The sequence below is a fragment of the Synechocystis salina LEGE 00031 genome (assembly GCF_015207985.1).
Lineage (GTDB): Bacteria > Cyanobacteriota > Cyanobacteriia > Cyanobacteriales > Microcystaceae > Synechocystis > Synechocystis salina.
Map to the genome: position 1 here is coordinate 59,266 of NZ_JADEVV010000002.1, position 21,537 is coordinate 80,802.

Sequence of the window (21,537 nt, forward strand, 5' to 3'; positions counted from 1 at the left end):
GGTGGAATAGAATTTTTGCCTGGGCTAATAGTGATCAAAAAAGAACATTTTGCCTATGTTTGATATTTTTAAATTAGACGACAGCAGAGGGTGATTTTTGTCGAAAAGTTAAAGCAAAAAAAAGCAACATAAGTTTAACTTGTAGCTAAATTTTACTGGCAAATAATACTAGAAAAGGATGAATGGAGCCAACAGCTTCACTTTATTGTTTAGTTACTGTGGTGGTTGACTAGCATCTGTTCAGGAAGACTTCGTCATTCTCCTCAAGATATGTTTAAATAATCCTCTCACTACTCAATTTTGAGAAAAAACCCTATACAATTTCTCTCTTCTTGCTGGAGCTTGAACGGGTTGATGGGGAGCAGGCGATAACTTTGTCAACGGTCTGCTATTTTGAGTAAATTTTTAGATTCCCTCGGTGCTGGAGTTTTTTTGGTAGTTAATAGCGGTATAATGTGGGAGTTTTTTATCTATTTAAAATTTATAAATGTTAACAGCGGAAAGAATTAAATTTACCCAGAAGCGGGGGTTTCGTCGGGTACTAAACCAACGGGTTGATGCCTACTTTGCCGAGCATGGCCTGACCCAAAGGGATAACCCCGCCATGTATCTGAAAACCCTGATCATCGTGCTCTGGTTGTTTTCCGCTTGGGTCTTTGTGCTTTTTGCTCCAGTTATTTTTCCGGTACGCCTCCTCGGTTGTGTGGTTTTGGCGATCGCCGTGGCGGCCTTTTCCTTCAATGTCGGCCATGATGCCAACCACAACGCCTATTCCTCTAATCCCTACGTGAATCGGGCCTTGGGCCTGACCTACGACTTTGTCGGGTTATCCAGTTTTCTTTGGCGCTATCGTCATAACTATTTGCACCACACCTACACCAATATCCTCGGCCACGACGTGGAAATCCATGGGGATGGAGCAGTACGCATGAGTCCTGAACAGGAACATTTTAGTATTTATCGCTTCCAGCAATTTTATATTTGGGGACTGTATCTTTTTATTCCTTTTTATTGGTTTCTCTACGACGTTTACCTTGTGCTTAATAAAGGTAAATACCATGACCATAAAATCCCCCCTTTTCAGCCCCTGGAATTAGTTAGCCTGCTAGGAATTAAACTATTGTGGTTAGGCTACGTTTTCGGTTTACCCCTGGCCCTAGGTTTTTCCATTCCGGAAGTATTAATTGGTGCTTCCGTCACCTATATGACCTACGGCATTGTGGTTTGTACCATCTTTATGCTAGCCCATGTGTTGGAATCCACCGAATTTTTAACCCCCGATGATGAATCCGGCGCCATTGATGACGAGTGGGCTATTTGTCAAATTCGCACCACGGCCAACTTTGCCACCACTAATCCCTTTTGGAACTGGTTTTGTGGCGGTTTAAATCACCAAGTCACCCACCACCTTTTCCCCAATATTTGTCATATTCACTATCCCCAGCTAGAAAATATCATTAAGGATGTTTGCCAAGAATTTGATGTGGAGTACAAAGTTTATCCCACCTTCAGAGCGGCGATCGCCTCTAATTATCGTTGGCTAGAAGCCATGGGCAAAGCATCATGACCTTCCCCGGGGATTGAGGGAGAAGACAAAATCCCTCAGAAATCTATGATTGAAGCCTTTCTGTTGCCCGCCGACCAAATCCCCAATACCGACCAACTGGCCATGTTTGCGCTGCTCCAAACCCACTTTGAGGGAGTCCATTGGACGCAATTTCAAGCCGACCTAGGGGGTAAGGATTGGGTGATTTTACTCAAATTGGCTGGGGTGTTGAAAGGCTTCACTACCTTTTGCTTCTACCCGGCCCAGCGGCAAGGACAAATCGTCAGAATTGTCTATTCCGGCGATACCATTACTGATCCGTCCATGTGGTCTAACCCAGCCCTGGCTAAGGCTTGGACAAAGGCCATGCAAATTCTCCATGGAGCAAAACCGGAAAAACTGTATTGGCTCCTGATTTCCTCCGGTTACCGCACCTATCGGTTTTTGAGCATTTTTGCCAAGGAATTCTATCCCCATTATCTCCACCCCACTCCACCGCCTGTACAAGATTTTATTGACCAACTAGCCCGGGAAAAATTCCAAGCTAACTACGATCCCAGTGTGGGCATTGTGCGTTTACCCCAGCCCCAAGTATTAACCCCTAACCTGCGCCAGGTACCCATGGAAAAATTAGGCGATCGCCATGTGGAGTTCTTTTTGCAAAAAAATCCTGGCCATGGGCAGGGGGATGAATTGGTTTGTTTGGCCGAAGTGTCAACGGAAAATTTGACCAAAGCGGGGCTAAGAATTTGGCATTCCAGCTATGCTGTAAATATCTTGAGCTAATTGGTCTGACCACTGTGGTTTTCCTGCCCAAACCGCAATCCGCCAAAGTTTTTAATCAGCCCCAGCGCTTTGTAGCCGGTTGGTATTGGTTACTGCCCTCTAAACAATTAAAACGGGGCCAGGTTAAAGCCGTATTTTTATTGGGCAAAGATTTGGCGGTTTATCGCACTGACAGCGGCCGAGTGGTGGCGGTGGATGCCCATTGTCCCCACATGGGGGCCCATTTAGCGGAGGGCAAAGTGGAAGGGGAAAGTCTGCGTTGTTTTTTCCACAATTGGCGGTTCAATCACGATGGACAATGCGTGGAAGTACCCTGTTTAGGGAAATCATTGCCGCTAAAAATTACTACCTGGCCAGTGACCGAAGCCTATGGTTTAATTTGGCTCTGGACTGGGACTGAACCTAGTCAAACCTTGCCTGTGCCGCCGGAGTTAGCTGCTCAAAAAGTGGCCAGTACCTTGGGTAAAAATTTTACAAAAGCCTGTCATCCCAATGTGGTGATGGTTAATGCCATTGATGCCCACCATTTCAATACGGTGCATAATTTCCCGGTGGAGATCAACTTCAAAGCCGAGATTATTAATCAAAACATGATTAATTTTACCAACACCACCCAGGGAGGCAATGATTCCCTTTTGGTGCGTTTAATTAAACCATTTTACCGAGAAGCGGGCACCTATAATTTATCCTATTGGTTTGGCAGTACGGGCACAGTAACTTTGGGGCCAGACTTTTTGCATTTCTACATTATGTTTACCCTGCGCTTAGGGCAAAAGGGGCAAACGGAAGGGCAAACAATTTTGTTAACCAAGCATCGCCCTGGGCTGTGGGGCTGGTTATTTAATGGCATTATTCTTTGGCTAACCAATCTGGTGGGCAACTATTTTGCAAAGGGAGATACTAAGATTTTTGAGACCATTAAATTTGCGCTCAAAACTCCCCTGGCAGAGGATAGATCAATTCTTGAATTTATCCACCACCTGGAAAAGCAACTAGTCCTCCATTGGGAAACTTGGCAACCAATAGATGAGGAAAAATTGCCCTCTGCCCCGGCAGTAACTAACCACAATGGAGGGGTAAAAATCCATGACCCAATCCATTAGCGGCTTTATGCTCCCCTCGATTTCCTCCGGCGATCGCCTGCAGCGAATTCTCAATTCAGCCCTGAACCGACCAGGGGAGAAGGAAAGTGTTGACCATGGCCAGCCATTATATTGGCCCGCCGAATATTTTGGCTTAAATCAAGTAACCCTATTTCAGCAGGCCAGTGCGGAAGAAAAGTCTACAATTTTGGCGATCGCCAACCAGGATTTACTGACGGAAATTTATTGGGTGGAGCAGGCGGGAGTGGGCTATATGGCGAAAATGGTCCTGCTAGCAGAAAGCAAAGAAGAACGAATTTTATACAGTTTATTTGCCGCCGATGAAGCCCAACATTTATGCCAAATCGAACAATTTTTTCAGCAGAAACCAGAATTTAATCAGGATAGTTTTTTATCTTTTATGGGGCAGTTATTGGAGTCCAACGATAAAGCCCTGTTGTTAACCATGGTGCAGGTAGTCCTAGAGGGTTGGGGCTTGAGCCATTACCGTTCCCTCGCCAGCCATTGTCAAAATGATCGTTTAACCGCAACCCTACAAAGCTTTTTGGCCGCTGAAGCCCGCCACCACGCCACGGGAGTTCACCAATTACAAACTTGGTCATACGATCAACTCAGTCTAGAAAATATTTACCAAGCCCTCAGGGAATTTTTGCAGATGGTGCAAGTGGGGCCCCAACGCTTGGTTAAAGCCATAGAACAGGGCAAAGGTTATTTATCCCCTGGCGATCGCCGGCAAATTTTTACCCAATTGCAAACGGAAGTGCAGAGCCAAAATAAACTCAATCTTTTGCGTTCCTTAATGGTCCATGGAGTACCACCGGAAATTTTATCTCGCCTGGAAGAACAACAATGTTTTATTCCCTATCCGGCTGAATTGTGTTAGAAAATAAACCCTATGTCAACTACTATAAACACCACTCCTAAACTAAATAATAACCCACCATCTTTGTTAGCAAAGGATAGCAAAACCCGCAAAAAACTAGAGCTTAATTATCGCCGGGCCAAGCAAACAGATCATAGTCCAGCTTTAGATCAATTAGCCGAGCAATTTGACTATCAGCAGTGCCGAGACCAATACTGGCAAGCGCCAGAATTTTCCCTCCTCTATGGCACGCCCCTGTGGGATCAAGCTAGTGCAGCGCAAAAACTCATCCTCAACCATCTTTACTGGGTGGCTTACTACACCCAAATTATTGCGGCGGAAGTGGCTACCATTTATTTCAATCAAACCAGCGCCACTGGTCTCTATCCCCTGACGGATTTTCGCTTAGTTTGTGACACCCTAGACTTAGAAACTTCCCAAGAACGGTGCCATATCCAGGCTTTTCAAACTGTGATTGACCAAGTGGAGCAAATTCTCTTTGGCGGCAATCTCTTTGGCCAACCCAGGCGATCGCCATTTCGGGAAACAATGATTTTTGCTGACACAAATCAGTTGAAAAATTGGTGGAAGGGGATGCAACTCCAAGGTTTTGGTTTACTGTCTGCTAACAATACCTTTTTGGCTTGTCAGTATCTCACGGTACGGGGATTGCGGACCTTGAATGGCAAATTAGTGCAACATAAACTCAGTCACTTTTACCAACAACAGGAAGCGGAACGTAACCCCATTCCAACCCAAATTTCCTATTACCATTTTCTCGACGAAAGCTTTCATTTCAATACTTCCACCATTTTGTCCCACGACGTTGGAGGTCTTCTTCCCGCTCCCACAGCCTTTGAGCGACAACTAGTCAATTTGGGCATTAGGGGATGCCAAAGGGATCATTACCATGTGTCCGTTGCTATCAATGGGATTTTTTGGTACGACCCTGCCCTGTATGGCACCATTGCTGAGCTCCTCACATCGCCTTTGTTCGGTCTTTCTGCCCAGGAATGTGAGGCCATGCTTTGGGCCTGTTTCGCCCAGGAAACGGAAGGATTGCACCGCAGTTTTCAAACCCACCAAGAAGCCTGGTTATCCTACCAAGCTTACCTAGACCCTCTACCGTTTGTAGACCAGACAAATAAATCCATGGCCTTGATGAAGGGCAACTCCATGGAACATTATTTAAAACTCCAGAGCAGAGCATTGCAAAGTTTTTTTCAAACAAACCCCTTCCCCTCCACCTCTCCCAAAGCAAATTAAAGGGTAGTGCTACTATCAAAAATTAAGCAAATTTTGTTTAAACTGATGGTGTGAGGAAGTCTATAAGTTTCCGCACTCTAATGCTTAAATGCTTAGCACAAACCGATTTCTCCCTCTGATTGAGCCACAGGAGGGGAGGTACTGCTGTTCAAGATGGTAGCTCCGGCATTTTTCCCTGGGTAATGTATCCCCAACTTCCCGATGTCTATCATTTCTCGCCCCCCGTCTTCTATTTTTCGCCACCATGGGCGGGGTTTTTGGCGGAAATTAATTTTATCTGGTCTGGTGTTTTTAATTATTCTGGGGGGATTGGGAGTAGCCCGCTGGCGCATGGAAAAAGTTGGTGGGCAGATGCGCCAAGACTTACTAGAACAGGTTGAAATGGTTTCCTCCAACCTTAATCCCCAACTTTTCCAGGAAATTACCTTCACTACAGAGGATCTAACGGATCCCCATTTTCAAAGACTGCACGATCAAATGATGGCCTATGCCCGGACCTTTGATAAGAGCAGTATCTACACCATGGTGATGCGGGGAGGGAAAATTCTCTTTGGCCCCGATAGTCTTAATCCTGGGGATTTGCTAGCTAATTTCCCCGGTGCTGTCTATCAAAATCCTCCAACGGCAATCAAGCAATTATTTGAGCCTCCAGCCAAAAAGTTAATCATTGGCCCGTACCACAGTGAACGGGGTAATTTTGTCTCGGCCTATGCCCCCATTCTCCAGCCCCGCTCCCCAGAGGTTTTGGTAATTGTCGCCATTAACGTTGAAGCTAGCCAGTGGAAAAGCCAATTACGGGAAAAAATTTGGGCCCCTTTGTTTTTTTGCCTGGGGTTGATTGTTGTAATTCTGGGGGGAGATTATCTACTACAATCTCGTCATCGTTGGGGGAGCAGATTTATTATTAATCAAGGGGAAGCTCTGGCCATGGCGATCGTGAGCCTATGTCTGACCTTAGCTACCATGGCCTTGGTTGAAGAAAATACTCTCTTAGTAAACCAAAGTAATTTCAACCAACTTGCCATTCCCCGGGCTACCCTGTTTGCCCAAAAGCTTTGGGAATTGCAAAATTATGGCCTTTCTAGCTTGACTGGTTTCTTTGAATCTAGTGAAGAGGTGACCCGTACGGAATTCACCCGCTTTACCTGGCCCATGGTTAGGCAATCTAGTATTCAGGCTTGGGAATGGATTCCTAAGGTTTTGGCGGCGGATAAGTCAGAGTTTGAGCGGCAAGCGCAAGAAGAAGGGTTAAAGGATTTTCGCATTTTTGAAGTCGATCGCCAGGGGAAGATGGTTCCAGTTGGGGGGCGGGATGCCTACTACCCAATTTTTTATGCAGAGCCCTTGGGGGGAAATGAAATGGCCCAGGGGTTTGATGTGAGTTCTAGGGGTCCCTCGAAAAGAGCTTTGGATAATGCCCTAAAATCCGGACTTCCCAGTGCAACCGATCCTCTCACCCTTGTTCAAGAGCGGGAAGAACAGAGGGGCGTTGTGGCCTATGCTCCGGTTTTTGCTGGCGGTAAGGTGGAAAATCCTCCCATGGGAGTGGCGGCGGTGGTGATCCGGCTAGATGCATTTTTGCGGCAAACCTTTGGGGAGATCAGCTATGGGGATAACTCCCTGGAGTTGGCATGGTTAGAACTTGATACGGAGCTGGCGCCCCAACTTTTAGCTTCATCTTCCCCCCTTCCTTTCTCCATCAGTTCTTGGCGGAGAGAACAGGGGGGCCACGATCGCCCGGGACTGTTTCAGATTTATCCCGTCTTTATTTTCGGTAAAACCTACGCCCTTTTGCTCTGGCCGGGGCCGGACCTTAACCAAAAACAGGCTGAGCGAGCGGCTCTGATCACATTTGTTGTTGGCACAGGTATTACTGCCCTGATCACTATCATTGTGTCCATTGTCACCAACAGTCAGGCCAATCTCACCCACCAGATCAGGCAAAAAACCAAAGAATTGCGGGAACGGATTAAGGAAATGGATTGCCTGGTGGCGATCGCCCAGATGGCCCAACAGCCGGATTTAGTTTTAGAAGAATTTTTGCAAAACACGGTGGAACTTTTACCCCTGGCTTTCCACCACGACAGACTAGCTTCTGCTCGCCTGACCTGGGGCAATGCCCTTTATCAAACCACCGATTATCAAAAGACCAATTGCTGTTTAACCGTTGATTTCCAGACGGAACATTTCCACCAAGGACGTTTGGAAGTCTGCTACAGCGAAGGAAGGGATTTTTTACCCCAGGAAGAACAGTTACTCAGCACCATTGGCCAATTCCTTAGTCGTTTTCTGGAATCCCATTACACCGAAATTGTCCTGGAAAGAAACGAGCGTAATTACCGCGAAATCTTTAACTCTACCCACGAAGCCATTTTTATCCAAGATCCCCAAACTGGAGAAGTGATCGATGTTAACCAATCCATGCTCACTATGTACGGCTATGGCCACAAGGAGAGTGTGATAGGGAGTTCTATTCTAGATTTCAGTGCTCATAAACCAGGCAAGGCTGAAGCAGAGATTGAGAAAAAAATTCGCCAGACACGCAATGGCGGACTGCAAATGTTTGAATGGCTAGCCCGCAGACAAAACGGCAGTGTTTTTTGGGTGGAAGTATCCATTCAGCCGACGGTGATCGATGGTAAAGCTCGCCTGCTGTCGGTGGTGCGGGATATTAGTGAACGTAAGCAAAACCAGCGCCGCATTGAGCATTTGTCCCGCCTTTATGCCACCCTGAGCCAGGTTAACCGGGCCATCATCGAAAATCGAGAACGGGACGATTTATTCCGGGCCGTCTGTGACGTGGGGGTAAAAGTGGGCAAATTTCCCCTGATCTGGTTTGGGTTAATCGACTCCGATAGTCAAACCGTGATTCCCTACATTGCCGGCGGCCACACCACTGCCTACCTAGACAGTATCCACATCACCATCCGAGATGAACCCGCTGGCTGGGGCCCTGCTGGTACGGCCGTGAGAGAAAGAAGATTGGTGATCTGTTCCGACATTATCCAAGATCCCAATATGGCTCCCTGGCGCAGTGGTGCAGTACGCTGTGGTTTCCTCTCTGCTGCCTCAGTGCCCATCTGGGAAGGTAGCCAGGTAGTGGCAGTATTAACTTTGTATTCCCAGGAAGCGGAGTTTTTCACCGCAGATGAACAGGGTTTGCTCCAGGAAATTGGCGACAATATTTCCTTTGCCCTCGATAGTATCCAGTCCGACCAAGACAACCAAAGAACCCAACAACGGTTGGCGGAAAATGAAGAACGCCTGCGCCTAGCCCTAGATGCGGCCAATCAAGGTTTTTACGACCTCAATTTACAAACGGGGATAGCGTTGGTTTCCCCCCAATATGCCCAAATCTTGGGCTACAAAGCCGAACAATTCCACGAAACTCACCAGCGCTGGCTAGAGCGTATGCATCCCCAGGACCAGCCCCGGGTAATAGAAATTTTCGATAACTATGTCCAAGGAAAAATTCCCGGCTATGAGGTGGAGTGCCGGCAGCGGACTATGACCGGACAATGGAAGTGGTTCCTGTCCCTGGGGAAAATTGTCGAGTGGGATGCCCAGGGTCAACCCCTACGGATGTTGGGTATTTTGACCGATATTACCGAGCGCAAACAGGCGGAAGCCCAGATTGAAACCCTGGCCTATTACGATCCCCTTACGGCTTTGCCCAATCGTCGTTTGCTATTAGATCGAGCGGAAAATGCCCTCGCTCTGGCCCAAAGATCCAAACATTATGGGGCGGTGATGTTGATTGATTTGGACGGTTTTAAAACCCTTAACGATGCCCGGGGCCATGACAGTGGCGATCGCCTGTTGAAAATGGTGGCCAAAAGATTAGCGGATAACCTACGGGATTCGGATACGGTGGCCCGCTTGGGGGGAGATGAATTCATTGTGTTGTTGCCGGAATTGTCCCATGACCAGGAACTAGCGGCCCGGTTGGGGTTGGGGGTGGGGGAAAAAATTCGCCGGGCTTTGGCCAACCCTTTTACCCTGGAAACCGAACAGGTTCAGATTAGCGGCAGTATTGGCATTACCCTCTTTCCCAAAGTCAATGAAACCATTGCGGATTTGTTTAAGGAAGCGGATACGGCCATGTACCAAGCCAAAAAGGCCGGACGCAATAAGGTGTGTTTGTTTGAGTCGCAAATGCAGTTGGAAGTGGAGTCTCGCTTTGCCCTAGAAGCCGATCTACGCCACGCCCTGGGGAACAGGGAATTCCAGGTCTATCTCCAACCCCAGGTGGACCACCATGGAGTGTGGGTCGGGGCAGAAGCCTTACTAAGGTGGCACCATCCCACTCGGGGGTTCATTCCCCCCAATCTTTTCATTCCCATTGCGGAGGAAAATGGTCTGATTTGCGATCTTGGAGAGTTTGTGTTGAAGGAGGTGTGCCAATATTTAGCTCGGCTACAAAACCTTGGTTCTAAGCTCCACATTGCGGTTAATGTCAGCCCCCGACAATTTCGCCAGTCAAGCTTTGTGGATGACATGAAAGCCCTTTTGGCCCGCATTGCCATTGATCCTTCTCTTTTAACCCTGGAGGTGACGGAGGGGCTGATTGTGGAGGATACCCGTCAGGCGATCGCCACCATGTTTGAGTTGCAGGCTTTGGGCATAAATTTCTCGGTGGATGATTTTGGCACCGGCTATTCCTCCCTGGCTTACCTGAAGCAGTTACCCCTGAATGAATTGAAAATTGACCGTATCTTTGTCCAGGACGCCCCCACGGATTTGAACAATGCGGCCTTGGTGGAAGCAATTATCGGGGTGGCCCGTAACTTCGACCTGGCAATTATCGCTGAAGGGGTGGAAACCAAGGAACAGGTTGATTTTTTGGTCGAGCGGGGTTGCCATCTCTTCCAGGGTTATTTCTACGGCCGACCCATGGCGATCGAAGAATTTCATGCCCTTTTGCAAATTGATTAGAAATTGCCCACCGTTGATAAAAAATCCGCTCCAGCTCAACTCCGTCAAAAATCCCGACAGCATTTTCTCCCTGTCCACTAGAATGGGGGAAATTCTTTTTGCGGGGGAACATGGCCAGCAATAACAAAGGTGGCGCTCTGTTGGCAGGCATGGTAATTGGCGGTTTAGTGGGATCGGTGACAGGGCTCTTGTTGGCCCCCCGTTCCGGTAAACAGACCCGACAACTGTTGAAAAAATCTGCCGACGCCCTCCCCGATTTAGCGGAGGATTTGGCCACCACCCTGCAATTGCAGGCGGACTATCTTTCCGAGGCCACCCAACGCAACTGGCAGGGCACCTTAGAACGATTAAAAGAGGCGATCGCCGCTGGAGTGGAAGCCACACAAACCACCGTTGTATCAGAGTCGGAACCAAAACCCAGGGACATTACAGCGGAAACCACTTTGGCGGATAACTAATTTTCATCAATGCTGCAGTTGGTTAACTCTCTGGTGGCTAAACCTAAAACTTTTTTCCGCCCTAATCCCTTCCCCGTTGCCCCCCATCGACTTTTGCCGTACCTATGACCGAACCCCTTTTCTGGCTGGGTCTTTCCCTCACCATGGTGTCCATTAGCCTGACTGCTGTGCTGGTGGTGGCCCTACCAGCCCTCCAGGAGTTGGCCCGGGCGGCCCGCAGTGCCGAGAAGTTGTTTGACAGCCTCAACCGGGAATTTCCCCCGACCCTGGAAGCGATTCGTTTAACGGGCTTGGAAATTAGTGAGTTGACGGACGATTTGAACCAAGGGGTGAGAACGGTGGAAGACGTGGCCCAAACGGTGGACCGGGGGGTCACCATCACCAAAGAAGGGGCCAAAAAAGTGCAGAGTGGTTCAAAGCGTTTGCTAGCGGGGATGAAGGCGGCCTGGCATTCCTGGCAGGTCCATCCCACAGGGCATTTGGCAGTGGAGAGCAAGGGAAAAAATGGCAAAAAGTAAAACGGTATGACGGTTTCTCCCTTGGCCCTGGCGGAGTTGGGCTTTGACTATCGAGAAGAACATCAGGTGCGTCCCTGGGCAGTGGTGTTGGTGGATCTGCCCCAAACCGATGGCATTTACACCTATGCCATTCCCCCTGATTTAACGGTGCAGGATGGGGACATTGTGGCGGTGCCCTTTGGCAACCAACAGTTAGGGGGAGTGGTGGTGGGCTGTGTGGCCAGCTTGCCCCCAGACTTACCGCCGGAAAAAATTAAGCCAATCCAAGACGTAATTGTGTCGGGCTTTTTTGCGCCCCATTATTGGCGGCTGTTGCATTGGTTGGCGGAATATTATTGTACGGAGTTAATCACCGTCATTCGCATGGCTTTGCCACCGGGATTACTCCAGCGTTCCCAGCGCCGCATTAGGTTAAATGGCGATCGCCTACCGTCGGATTGGCCCATGTTTTTGAGTCAACCGTCCCATCAGGGAGCAAGGCAAATTTTGACCCTACTGCAGTCTTCCAAAGAAGGGGATTACAGTTACCGTTATCTGCGGCAAAAAGTACCGGGACTAACCAAGGCGTTGCGGGATTTGCTCAAACGGCAATGGGTGGAAAGTTACCTAGAACCCCCCAAGGCGGTGCGGCCCCAGTTACCCAAAATGGTGACTTTATTAAACTTTGACCCTAGCCTCAAACTGACGGAATTGCAGGCCAGGGCCCTGACCGTGCTCAAAAACCAAGGAGGAGAACTCTGGTTAGCGGATTTGCTCAAAGCGGTGCCCTGTTCCGCCTCCACCATTCAATCTTTGGCCAAAAAAGGGCTAGTGGCGATCGCCGAACGGGAAAAATTACGGCTTTTGGGTCAACCCCAGGTCCATGCTAGCCAAGCTCCAACATTAACCCCAGCCCAGGAAAAAGCCTGCCAAACCATCCGCCCCCTCCAGGGTTATCACCAAGTTTTACTCCACGGCGTCACCGGCTCCGGCAAAACGGAGGTTTACCTGCAAATCTGTGGCGATCGCCTGGGCAACGGGCAATCGGTTTTAGTGTTAGTACCAGAAATTGGTTTAACTCCCCAGTTAACCGACCGTTTTCGGGCCCGCTTTGGTCAGAAAGTGGCCGTGTACCATAGCGCCCTATCTGCCGGAGAAAAATACGACACCTGGCGCCAAACCCTGTTGGGCCACGAACAAATTATCATTGGCACCCGGTCCGCTATTTTCACCCCCCTGCCCAAGTTAGGACTGATCATCCTCGACGAAGAACACGACAGTAGTTTTAAGCAAACCCAGTCCAGCCCCAATTACCATGCCCGCACCGTGGCCCAACGCCGGGCCGAGCTGGAACAATGTCCCCTCATCCTCGGTTCTGCCACCCCTGCTTTGGAAAGTTGGCATACGGTTCATCAACATCAAGGCGACCCCCAAAGGCATTACCTCGCGTTACCCGATCGGGTACAGTCCCGCCCCCTACCCCCGGTTAAAATTGTTGATATGCGGGCGGAATTAAAACAGGGCAATCGCTCCATTTTCAGCCGAGCGTTGCAAACTGCCCTGGGGGAATTAAAAGCCAAACAACAGCAGGGTATTTTATTCATTAACCGCCGGGGCCATAGCACCTTTGTCTCCTGTCGCAGCTGCGGTTACGTGTTGGAATGTCCCAACTGTGACGTTTCCCTTTCCTATCACTACGTCCAGGGCAATGCCCAACCCCTCCTGCGGTGCCATTACTGTAACCATGCGGAAACCCAGCCCAAGGTTTGCCCAGAATGCTCCTCTCCCTATCTGAAATTTTTTGGCAGTGGCACTCAGAAAGTAACCGAAGCCCTAACCCAGGAATTTCCCGATTTACGTTGGATTCGCTTTGACAGTGACACCACCCGCAGAAAGGGAGCCCATCGGCAATTGTTGGATCAATTTAAACGGGGAGAAGCGGATTTACTGGTGGGAACCCAAATGTTAACCAAAGGGTTGGACCTGGCCCAAATTACCTTGGTGGGGGTGGTGGCCGCCGATAGTTTGCTCAATTTTGCCGATTACCGTTCCGCTGAGCGGGGTTTTCAGACCTTAACCCAGGTGAGTGGCCGGGCCGGCCGGGGGGAAGAACCGGGCCAGGTGATTATCCAAACCTATACTCCCCACCATCCCGTCATCCAAGCGGTCAAAACCCACAATTACCATGGTTTCATTGCCCAGGAGTTACCCCAACGGGAAATGTTAAATTATCCTCCCTACGGCAAGTTAATTCTGCTCCGTTGTCTGGGGACCAATGAAAAGGAAGTAGAAAACACCATTCAGGCGATCGCCGCTTTGTGCGAACGACTTTTACCCAAGACAGTGGAAATTTTAGGACCGGCCCCGGCCAGTATTCTCCGCATTGCCCAACGGTACCGCTGGCAGTTCTTAATTAAATACCCTAGTTCTGTGAAGGTAATTTTACCCCTGGAGAGAATTAAACAAATCTGTCCTAACTCTGTTTACCTAGATATTGATGTGGACCCCCTTAGCATTGATTGAGAGCACTCTCCAACTTACTTGACTTCTAGTTCTAGGATTTAATTTTTGGTAAATGTTCTATTCTTATTTGTCTCCCAGATACTGCCCTTTCTTGCTTGACGGACTATGGTATTACCGTTAACAAAACCAATGGATTCTTGCTCAACCCAGAAACTAGAATGGAATCTCAATTAGCTAAGACAGAATTGCTTGCTGCTATCCTTGAAATTTACCAAGACTTTGTCTGGTTTCTGGAAATTTATGCCACTACCTTTTTAACCCAAATTTACCAAACTCCTCACAAAAAAAACCTGGCTCATCTAAATCCCCGCCGTCTTAACAATATCCTTGACTAACAAATATAAATGACATTCCGACAACGGCGATCGCTCAAAATCATAGCGTTCATAAAACGCCGCCGCTTCCTCATCCTTGGCATGGACGGCGATCGCCCTTGCTCCAATTTGCTCGACCACATTTAAACACCGTAACAACGCATCCTTTAACAAACCTTTCCCCAGCCCCAGACCTTGATAACGCCGATCCACCGCTAACCGCGCCAAAACAATCACCGGAATGGGATATTTTCCCAAACCCTTACTCACCCTCGGTGGTACGGCTTCATGCTCCACCGCCCCCGCCACCAAACTATAAAAACCAATCACCTGCCCAGCCTCCCCCAACGCTACAAAGGTTTTGGCACTGTGGTTACGGCTATTGGTCAACGCATATTTCTGCAAGAACAGATTCAGTTCGGGAACACCACAATCAAAAGTCCCCAGCTCATGGCCAGGCTCCAAGACGATCGGGGCCTGGAATGATTTTCCTTTAGTCATCAAACACCCCAGGCTCTGTTAATAAATCCCGCAAACGGGGTAAAGATTTCGGAGGTGATTCCAATGCTATACAAAAGTCATCCCATGCCTGGTCCGATAGGGAAAATAGTTGCTGATTTCCCACCACTGCCAACGCGGCTTGATAGGACTGCTCCAAAATAAAACTTGTCATCGAGGTCTGCTTAATTTGGGACGCTTGCTGGATTGTCGCTTTTTGCCGTTGGGTTAAACGCAACTGCACACGCTCGTCTCTAGTGTGGGAAACTTTGCTATTCATAACTTGTTAACAGGGATTGTTAATGCCCATTAGTTGTGCTCACATTGTACATTACAATGAAGAGGCTTTCCATGGCTTCTGCCATTTAACAGGTATTCAACCGCAACCATGCACATCAAAACCATAAGCCTGCACAATTATCGTGGAGCGCAGTCCTTGACAATGGAGTTGCAGCCCCACTTAAACGTGCTGGTGGGTTGTAATGGAGCGGGGAAATCCACCATTCTTGATGCGATCGCCCTCATGCTGTCCTGGACAGTTAGTCGAATTCAAGGACTCCAGAAAAAACGAGATTCAATCTCGGAAGAGGATATTAAAATTGACGAACCCAATGCTTCAATTGAAATAAGTTTGATTGACGATGATAAACAAGTGAAATGGTTAGTTGGCAAAAGGCGTCAAGGTTCTTCTTCTTCTCTTAATTTTAGCGATTGTGCTTTATTGAATAAGTACGTAGAAAAAATACAAGCTAGTATCATAGCTACAAAAGGCAAGACCTATATACCAATATTTGTTTTCTACCCCGTAGGCCGGGCTGTAAACAAAATTTCTTTAAAACCTAGACAGAACCAGACTTTTGATTTGATGGAAGCCTATGATCAAGCCTTAATAGGAAGTTCCACATTCATGGCATTTTTTCAGTGGTTCCGGGAACGAGAAGATTTAGAAAATGAAAGTCGAAAGTTTTTAACCCATTCTCAAGATTTTAGTCCAGATCCTCAATTGGAAGCAGTTCGTAATGCTCTAAAACATTTCCTACCTGACTTTGAAAATTTAAACGTGAGACGAAACCCTCTCAGAATGGAAATTCAAAAGTGGGGACAATTCTTTACTATTAATCAACTCTCAGATGGAGAAAAATGTTTGATTGCAATGATTGGTGATATAGCTCGACGATTAGCGATCGCCAACCCCATCGGGAACCCACTAGAGGGAAAAGGCATTGTTTTGATTGATGAAATCGATCTGCATCTCCATCCCACTTGGCAGCGAATGATTATTCCTCAACTCGTTAACGTGTTTCCCTACTGCCAATTTATTGTTTCTACCCATTCCCCCCATGTCTTAACCCATGTCCAACCTGACAATATTTTTCTCCTGACCCAAACTCTCGATAACATAACCGTGACTCAACCCAGTGCATCCTACGGGAAAACGGTAGACCGAATTTTAGAAGATCTAATGGGTTTACACACCACCCGACCCCAGCAAGTGAGTCAGGATCTTCATCGCATTTACGAACTCATCGATCAAGGGGAACTCCCCACAGCAAAACAGGCTATTACGGACATGAAAGTGGCGATCGGTAACGACCCTGAATTGGTTAAAGCCGAGGTGCTAATTCGACGCAAGGAGATCATTGGTCGATGAAATATATCCAAAAACAGGCTGAACCACAAGAAATCCTTCAGTGGAAACAACAAAGCAACGATGATTGGCAACCCCTTTATGCACGCCTGGGCAGTGACCTTAAAAAAACGATTAAACAGGCTCTAATGCAAGAACAAGGTTATATCTGCTGTTACTGTGAACAAAGATTAGACCCAGATGATTCTCATGTTGAGCATTTTCGCCCCCAAAGTAAGTTCCCACTTAATTCCTTAGATTTTGATAATTTACTCTGTTCTTGCCAAGACCAAATTAAAAAAGGAGAACCTCGTCATTGCGGCAAGCTCAAAGATAATTGGTTTGACCCAGCATTATTACTTTCTCCCCTTGACCCCAAGTGTGAAACATCATTTCAATTCACTGCTGATGGTTATATCCAGCCTCGTTATGAGCAGGATCAAGCTGCCATTACCACCATCACGAAACTGGGTTTAGATATTCCCGCATTACGTGCCCTGCGCCGACAGGCGATCGAACCGTTTCTGGACGAATCTCTCTCAGTGGAAGAGTTTAATTTATTCGTGCAGAAATATTTACTGCCTTCATCAGCCGGCGATTTTAACCCCTTTTGGTCAAGTATTTATTATTTATTTAGGGGGAGGTAAAGATGGCAACATTAAATTTCAACACCACTAACTCTACCTTCCGTCAATTACTTGGCAATGGACTGAGCTACCACGTTCCCCCCTTCCAACGGGACTATTCCTGGGGGGACGACGAATGGGACGACCTCTGGCAAGACATTACTGCCCTCTTTGAAGCAGACGGTGAACCGGCTCACTACATGGGCTATTTAGTACTACAATCCTCCGATGGCAAACGCTTCGACATTATTGATGGTCAACAACGGCTAACCACTATCAGCATTATGATTTTGGCGGGGCTAAGCCACTTGAAAGACTTAATCAATGCTGGGTTAGATGCTGACAACAACCGCCGTCGTCAAGAACAACTACAAAATAGCTACATCGGTTACCTCGATCCGGTCAGTCTCATTGCCCAGCCCAAATTACGACTTAATCGCCACAATGATCACTTTTATCAAATCTACCTGGTTCCCTTAGAACATATTCCCCAACGGGGACTCAATGCTTCCGAACACCAACTCAGAAAAGCCTTTGATTGGTTCAAAGACCGCATTAAAACACGAATAGGCAACCAACTCGACAGTGGACAGAACTTTGCCGCCTTCATTGACGCCCTGGTGGATAAACTTTTTTTTACTGTCATCACTGTCACCGACGAACTTAATGCCTTCAAGGTCTTTGAAACCTTAAACGCCAGAGGGGTACGCCTTTCCGCCACCGACCTATTGAAGAATTATTTATTCTCTCTGATCAGCACTGCACAAACCCACGAAACGGAAATGCGGGCTTTAGAAGAGCAATGGGAACGAATTGTGGGACTACTAGGTAGTGAAAGCTTTCCCGAATTTCTGCGGGTATTTTGGAATAGTCGGCACAAACTAGTACGTAAATCCGACTTGTTTAAAACCATCCGACGACAGGTCACTAGCCGGGAAAATGCCTTTGGCTTGGTTCGTAGCCTCGATCAGTGTGCCGCTATCTATGCAGCTCTCCGGGATCCCCAAGATCCAACCTGGAACCCAGAAGAAAAACAGAGTCTCCAGCAATTATTGATGTTTAGCGTGCGCCAACCCTTGGCCATGCTTCTGGCTTGCCATCGTCATTTCTTCGACTCAGATCGAGATACTTTTACCCGTATCATTAGGGCGATCGCCATCATTTCCTTTCGCTACAACGTTATTTGTAACCTGCAAAGCCATGACCAAGAACGTCTTTACAATGACATTGCCGTCAAAGTTTCTAACCAAACCTATGTTACCTATCAACAGGTACTGATGGCTTTACAAGCCGTTTATCCTGATGATGATCAGTTTAAAAATGCCTTTGCGACCAAAGAACTCCGCACCACCTACAGTCGCAATAAAAAGGTTGTTCGTTACATTCTGTTTGCCATCGAGAAACAAAAATCGGGTCAAGCCTTTGATTTTGAAAGCGCCACGTATAATCTGGAACATATTCTGCCCGAGAATCCTTCCACCGCTTGGTCTGCCATTGAAGAAGTTAAACAGGACCGCTTAATTTACCGGCTCGGCAATATGACTCTCCTCAGAACTGCCCGTAATCGGGACTTGGGCAATGGAGATTATGAAAGAAAACGGACCGTCTATGCCCAAAGTGATTTCCAAATTACCCAGGCGATCGCCAAACATTACGATATTTGGGATGAACTAAAAATTGAATCTCGACAAAAACACTTGGCTAAAATAGCGGTTGGCATCTGGCGAATTGACTTTGGCAGTTGAATTGAATTCTCCAAAAAGTAACTGATTCGAGGTTAACGAACAAAAACGCCAATGGCATTGCTCACCCGGGCTGCCGTCACTGGCGATCGATCCAACAATTGACCCCCCAGGGCTAGGGACGTGGAACTGCCGCCATCCAAATTCAAGGCATTCATTGCCCCCAACTGTTGCAAAATTTGGGCAAATTCCCCCAAGCTAGCCCCCGCTCCCCCCACCCGGTTATGGCTAGCCACCAGCATAATATTGCCGTTTCTGTCCACGGCGATCGCACTGCGGGAAGCCCGTTGCTGTTGGAAGGCACTGGAAAAACCTTCCCCTGCTGGGTTGAGGACAATGCGTCCTTGGTCAATCAATAGCGGCCCTGCGCCCATGCCGTGGGGAAAAGCATTAAACGCTTCCGGTGTCGATCGCCCATTGACATTGATAGTGGTGCCTACGGCTAAAACTCCGGCGGGAATTTGGTTACCCCGGTCAATGATTAAATAACCATCGCTGGGGATGGGCATTTGTTGTTGTCCCGCTTTGGGCAAGGGATATTGGGCGGTGACTTGGTTATTTTGCACAACATAAACCTGTTCGTTATCACTGAGGGAAACATAGGTTGGCCCCCAGGCGGGGGTATATCGGGCAATGCCCCGTTGCACATAGCCACTATTGAGATAATTGGCGGTTAACCGTTGTCCCGATGCAGTGGTAATACTTTCCGAGAGGGAAAGGCGGCCAAAGGTGGTTTGTCCTTGGTCATTCCAGGCGATCGCCCCCCGGTTCAGAATGGGCCCCGATCGCCAATTTTGCTGACTCCACACCGCCCCTAGGGGAAGTTGATTATTGCGGTTGAAAAAGCCCGCATTGATGGCCACTGCCGCCTGTTGATCCCTAGCAATGGTTACTAAGGGAGCAGTGCCCTGGGCCATGGTGGGGTTAGCCATTAAAGGTCGTAGGGAAATGGCCGGCGATCGGGGGTTAACGGTGACAGTGGTGACGGGAAACTGACCCCCAGCAATGTTGACAAAGCGTTGTTGCCAAGTCACGCCCTCTGCCCAGTTGATGGTTTTTACCGGGGGAGCATCGGCCCGGGCATCGATCACCAGCCGTAGGGGGGCAGTGAGGGTACTAACTTGGAGCTTGTAGCCCACGGGCAATTGAAAATGGACTTTACTGCTGGGGCCCAATCTTTCCAGGCGATAACGAATTTGTTGCCCGCCGCTGGTTTTGCCGCCCAAATCGTCCTGGTCAATGGCTTGTAGGCCGGGGGCGTTGGCATTGCCTTGGCCACCGATGGTGCTGCTGGCGTTAATGGTTAAAACCGCTTCTTCCTTAGCTTGGCTCACTTGCCAAAAAGCTGGTCGGCTCAGTTCCAACACTACCCTTTCCCCCCAGGGTTGCCTCCCATCCCGCACCGTCAGAATTTGGGCATTGGTATTGGGCATGATCAGGGTATTGCCCTGGGGCTGCACTGTACCCAACGGTTGCAATAGGGGGGTGACATCCAGGTAACGATTGGGGGCCACAAAGCGGGCGTTTAAAGTTTGGCGATCGCCGCTGAACCATTGCACTGGTTGTTGGTTGGGATTGGCGTTATCGAGGAGATCCAGCCCCAAAAACTGCATGGCCCCGGTATCCCCTAAGCCCGTGCGGACCTGTCCCCCTTCCTGCCATTGGCCCCAGGCGACGGGGTAGGATTTGCCGTCAATGCTAATTTGATTGCCCTGTTGGGTAAAACCTGGGGGGGATTGAGCCACCACCGGACTGGCCAACAAAAGTTTCAGCCCCAGCATTACCACCAGGGTGAGCAAAAATAAGCGTGAAAAACTCAACCAATTTCTAGTCCAATTAACCATTTTCAGCAAATCCCCTAGGGCCATGGAGCTATTCTGCCACTAATACACAATTTGCCCAATCCTTTGGTAGCGCTCTAGTGCATCGCCAACCCATGGGCATTGGTGAGTTGAATAGTAATCGCAATTGGGCCGGCGATCGCCAAGACCTGGGCCAGATTGTCCAAGTAACCAACAATGGGCATAGGATCAGAGAAAGTATTGCTCCTGATTTGCTGAGAATTGAACCTATGCTTCCCCGTCAACAACCCCGCCGTGTGGCCCGTGAACTTTCCTTGTTGAGCCTGAGCCAATTGAGCCGCAAGGACACCAAGCCCGAAACCTTGGAGCAAGGCGACCTGGAAGCATTGCTGTTGGCGGCCACCCGCACCTTGAGTGGGGAAGTCCATGAAATTTTAGAAACAGCCTCGGCAGAATTGAGTCGTAGCCATGAACGCTTGTTAAACAGTGAAATTCGGGCCAATAACCTCAACAGTGCGAAGGCCATGCTGGAAGAAGCCATGACCCTAACGGAAACCGTGATTAATCGCCTAGCCCTAGCAGTGGATTTGCCGGAAACGTTGCAATTAGCTGGGCAAATGGAAGTACGGAAATTTGCGTTGGAATTAATTGGCACCGTCTGTCGCCGCCGTCAGCAAATCGATGAGCAACTGCAAGAAGCCATGGTGGACTGGCAACTGTCCCGCCTGGCCAAAATTGATCAAGATATACTGCGCCTGGCGATCGCCGAACTGGATTACCTCGGTGTGCCCCAAAAAGTAGCCATTAACGAAGCGGTGGAGTTGGCCAAACGCTACTCTGGCCAGGATGGTCACCGTTTTATCAATGGGGTCTTGCGTCGGGTCACGGAAAAAAAGACTAATGGAGCCCCCGTTACCCCTGGTGAACCCCGTTAATATTTGTTATTTTTTTT

The 21,537-nt window shown here is 48.4% G+C and carries 16 protein-coding genes; 13 read left to right on the forward strand and 3 right to left on the reverse strand.

Annotation, left to right across the window (positions count from 1 at the left end; all coding sequences use genetic code 11):
- Nucleotides 1–487: 487 nt before the first annotated feature.
- The 9 genes from IQ217_RS01030 (at nucleotide 488) to priA (ending at nucleotide 13,976) form a co-directional block, all read left to right on the forward strand.
- Nucleotides 488–1,567, forward strand: coding sequence for a fatty acid desaturase family protein (locus tag IQ217_RS01030; protein ID WP_194018599.1), 1,080 nt, complete (start codon nucleotides 488–490; stop codon nucleotides 1,565–1,567).
- Between the two features lie 45 nt (nucleotides 1,568–1,612).
- Nucleotides 1,613–2,332 (forward strand): hypothetical protein, encoded by a 720-nt coding sequence (locus tag IQ217_RS01035; protein ID WP_190599299.1) that lies wholly within the window; start codon nucleotides 1,613–1,615, stop codon nucleotides 2,330–2,332.
- Nucleotides 2,296–3,435: an aromatic ring-hydroxylating dioxygenase subunit alpha gene (locus tag IQ217_RS01040; RefSeq protein ID WP_228023898.1), complete on the forward strand. Its 1,140-nt coding sequence runs from the start codon at nucleotides 2,296–2,298 to the stop codon at nucleotides 3,433–3,435. Before IQ217_RS01035 ends, IQ217_RS01040 begins: the two co-directional genes overlap by 37 nt.
- A complete protein-coding gene (locus IQ217_RS01045) occupies nucleotides 3,419–4,318 on the forward strand; it encodes a ferritin-like domain-containing protein (RefSeq protein WP_194018601.1) in 900 nt (299 codons plus the stop codon). Before IQ217_RS01040 ends, IQ217_RS01045 begins: the two co-directional genes overlap by 17 nt.
- A gap of 12 nt (nucleotides 4,319–4,330) precedes the next feature.
- A complete protein-coding gene (locus tag IQ217_RS01050) occupies nucleotides 4,331–5,563 on the forward strand; it encodes a P-aminobenzoate N-oxygenase AurF (protein WP_194018602.1) in 1,233 nt (410 codons plus the stop codon).
- Nucleotides 5,564–5,764: 201 nt separating this feature from the next.
- Complete coding sequence (locus IQ217_RS01055; protein ID WP_194018603.1) at nucleotides 5,765–10,498, forward strand: EAL domain-containing protein; 4,734 nt, start codon at nucleotides 5,765–5,767, stop codon at nucleotides 10,496–10,498.
- Nucleotides 10,499–10,608: 110 nt separating this feature from the next.
- Entirely contained in the window at nucleotides 10,609–10,956 is a 348-nt protein-coding gene (locus tag IQ217_RS01060) for a YtxH domain-containing protein (RefSeq protein ID WP_199309807.1), read from the forward strand.
- Nucleotides 10,957–11,060: 104 nt separating this feature from the next.
- Entirely contained in the window at nucleotides 11,061–11,474 is a 414-nt protein-coding gene (locus tag IQ217_RS01065) for a DUF948 domain-containing protein (RefSeq protein WP_190599304.1), read from the forward strand.
- Between the two features lie 6 nt (nucleotides 11,475–11,480).
- Nucleotides 11,481–13,976 carry a primosomal protein N' gene (gene priA / locus IQ217_RS01070; RefSeq protein WP_190599305.1) on the forward strand — a complete coding sequence of 832 codons (2,496 nt, stop codon included), beginning with the start codon at nucleotides 11,481–11,483 and terminating at the stop codon, nucleotides 13,974–13,976.
- 299 nt (nucleotides 13,977–14,275) lie between these two features.
- Here the strand turns inward: priA and IQ217_RS01075 are convergent, their stop codons facing one another.
- Together IQ217_RS01075 and IQ217_RS01080 are read right to left on the reverse strand one after the other, a co-directional pair.
- The gene (locus IQ217_RS01075; RefSeq protein ID WP_190599306.1) at nucleotides 14,276–14,791 is read right to left on the reverse strand and encodes a GNAT family N-acetyltransferase; all 516 of its coding nucleotides are present in this window, start codon (nucleotides 14,789–14,791) and stop codon (nucleotides 14,276–14,278) included.
- Entirely contained in the window at nucleotides 14,784–15,068 is a 285-nt protein-coding gene (locus IQ217_RS01080; protein ID WP_190599307.1) for a type II toxin-antitoxin system TacA family antitoxin, read from the reverse strand. The genes IQ217_RS01075 and IQ217_RS01080 overlap by 8 nt, the downstream gene beginning before the upstream one ends.
- Nucleotides 15,069–15,176: 108 nt before the next feature.
- Between IQ217_RS01080 and IQ217_RS01085 the strand changes: the two genes are divergently transcribed.
- The 3 genes from IQ217_RS01085 to IQ217_RS01095 are packed head-to-tail and all read left to right on the forward strand — an operon-like array spanning nucleotide 15,177 to nucleotide 18,786.
- Nucleotides 15,177–16,439: an AAA family ATPase gene (locus tag IQ217_RS01085; RefSeq protein WP_190599308.1), complete on the forward strand. Its 1,263-nt coding sequence runs from the start codon at nucleotides 15,177–15,179 to the stop codon at nucleotides 16,437–16,439.
- Nucleotides 16,436–17,062, forward strand: a complete 627-nt coding sequence (locus IQ217_RS01090) for a retron system putative HNH endonuclease (RefSeq protein ID WP_190599309.1) — start codon at nucleotides 16,436–16,438, stop codon at nucleotides 17,060–17,062. The genes IQ217_RS01085 and IQ217_RS01090 overlap by 4 nt, the downstream gene beginning before the upstream one ends.
- Before the next feature lie 2 nt (nucleotides 17,063–17,064).
- On the forward strand, nucleotides 17,065–18,786 hold the full coding sequence (locus IQ217_RS01095; RefSeq protein WP_194018604.1) for a DUF262 domain-containing protein: 1,722 nt from the start codon (nucleotides 17,065–17,067) through the stop codon (nucleotides 18,784–18,786).
- 32 nt (nucleotides 18,787–18,818) lie between these two features.
- Here the strand turns inward: IQ217_RS01095 and IQ217_RS01100 are convergent, their stop codons facing one another.
- On the reverse strand, nucleotides 18,819–20,627 hold the full coding sequence (locus tag IQ217_RS01100; RefSeq protein WP_228023899.1) for a phosphodiester glycosidase family protein: 1,809 nt from the start codon (nucleotides 20,625–20,627) through the stop codon (nucleotides 18,819–18,821).
- A gap of 227 nt (nucleotides 20,628–20,854) precedes the next feature.
- On the opposite strand from IQ217_RS01100, the gene nusB reads away from it, so the two are divergent.
- Nucleotides 20,855–21,520: a transcription antitermination factor NusB gene (gene nusB / locus IQ217_RS01105; protein WP_190599312.1), complete on the forward strand. Its 666-nt coding sequence runs from the start codon at nucleotides 20,855–20,857 to the stop codon at nucleotides 21,518–21,520.
- Nucleotides 21,521–21,537: the final 17 nt, after the last annotated feature.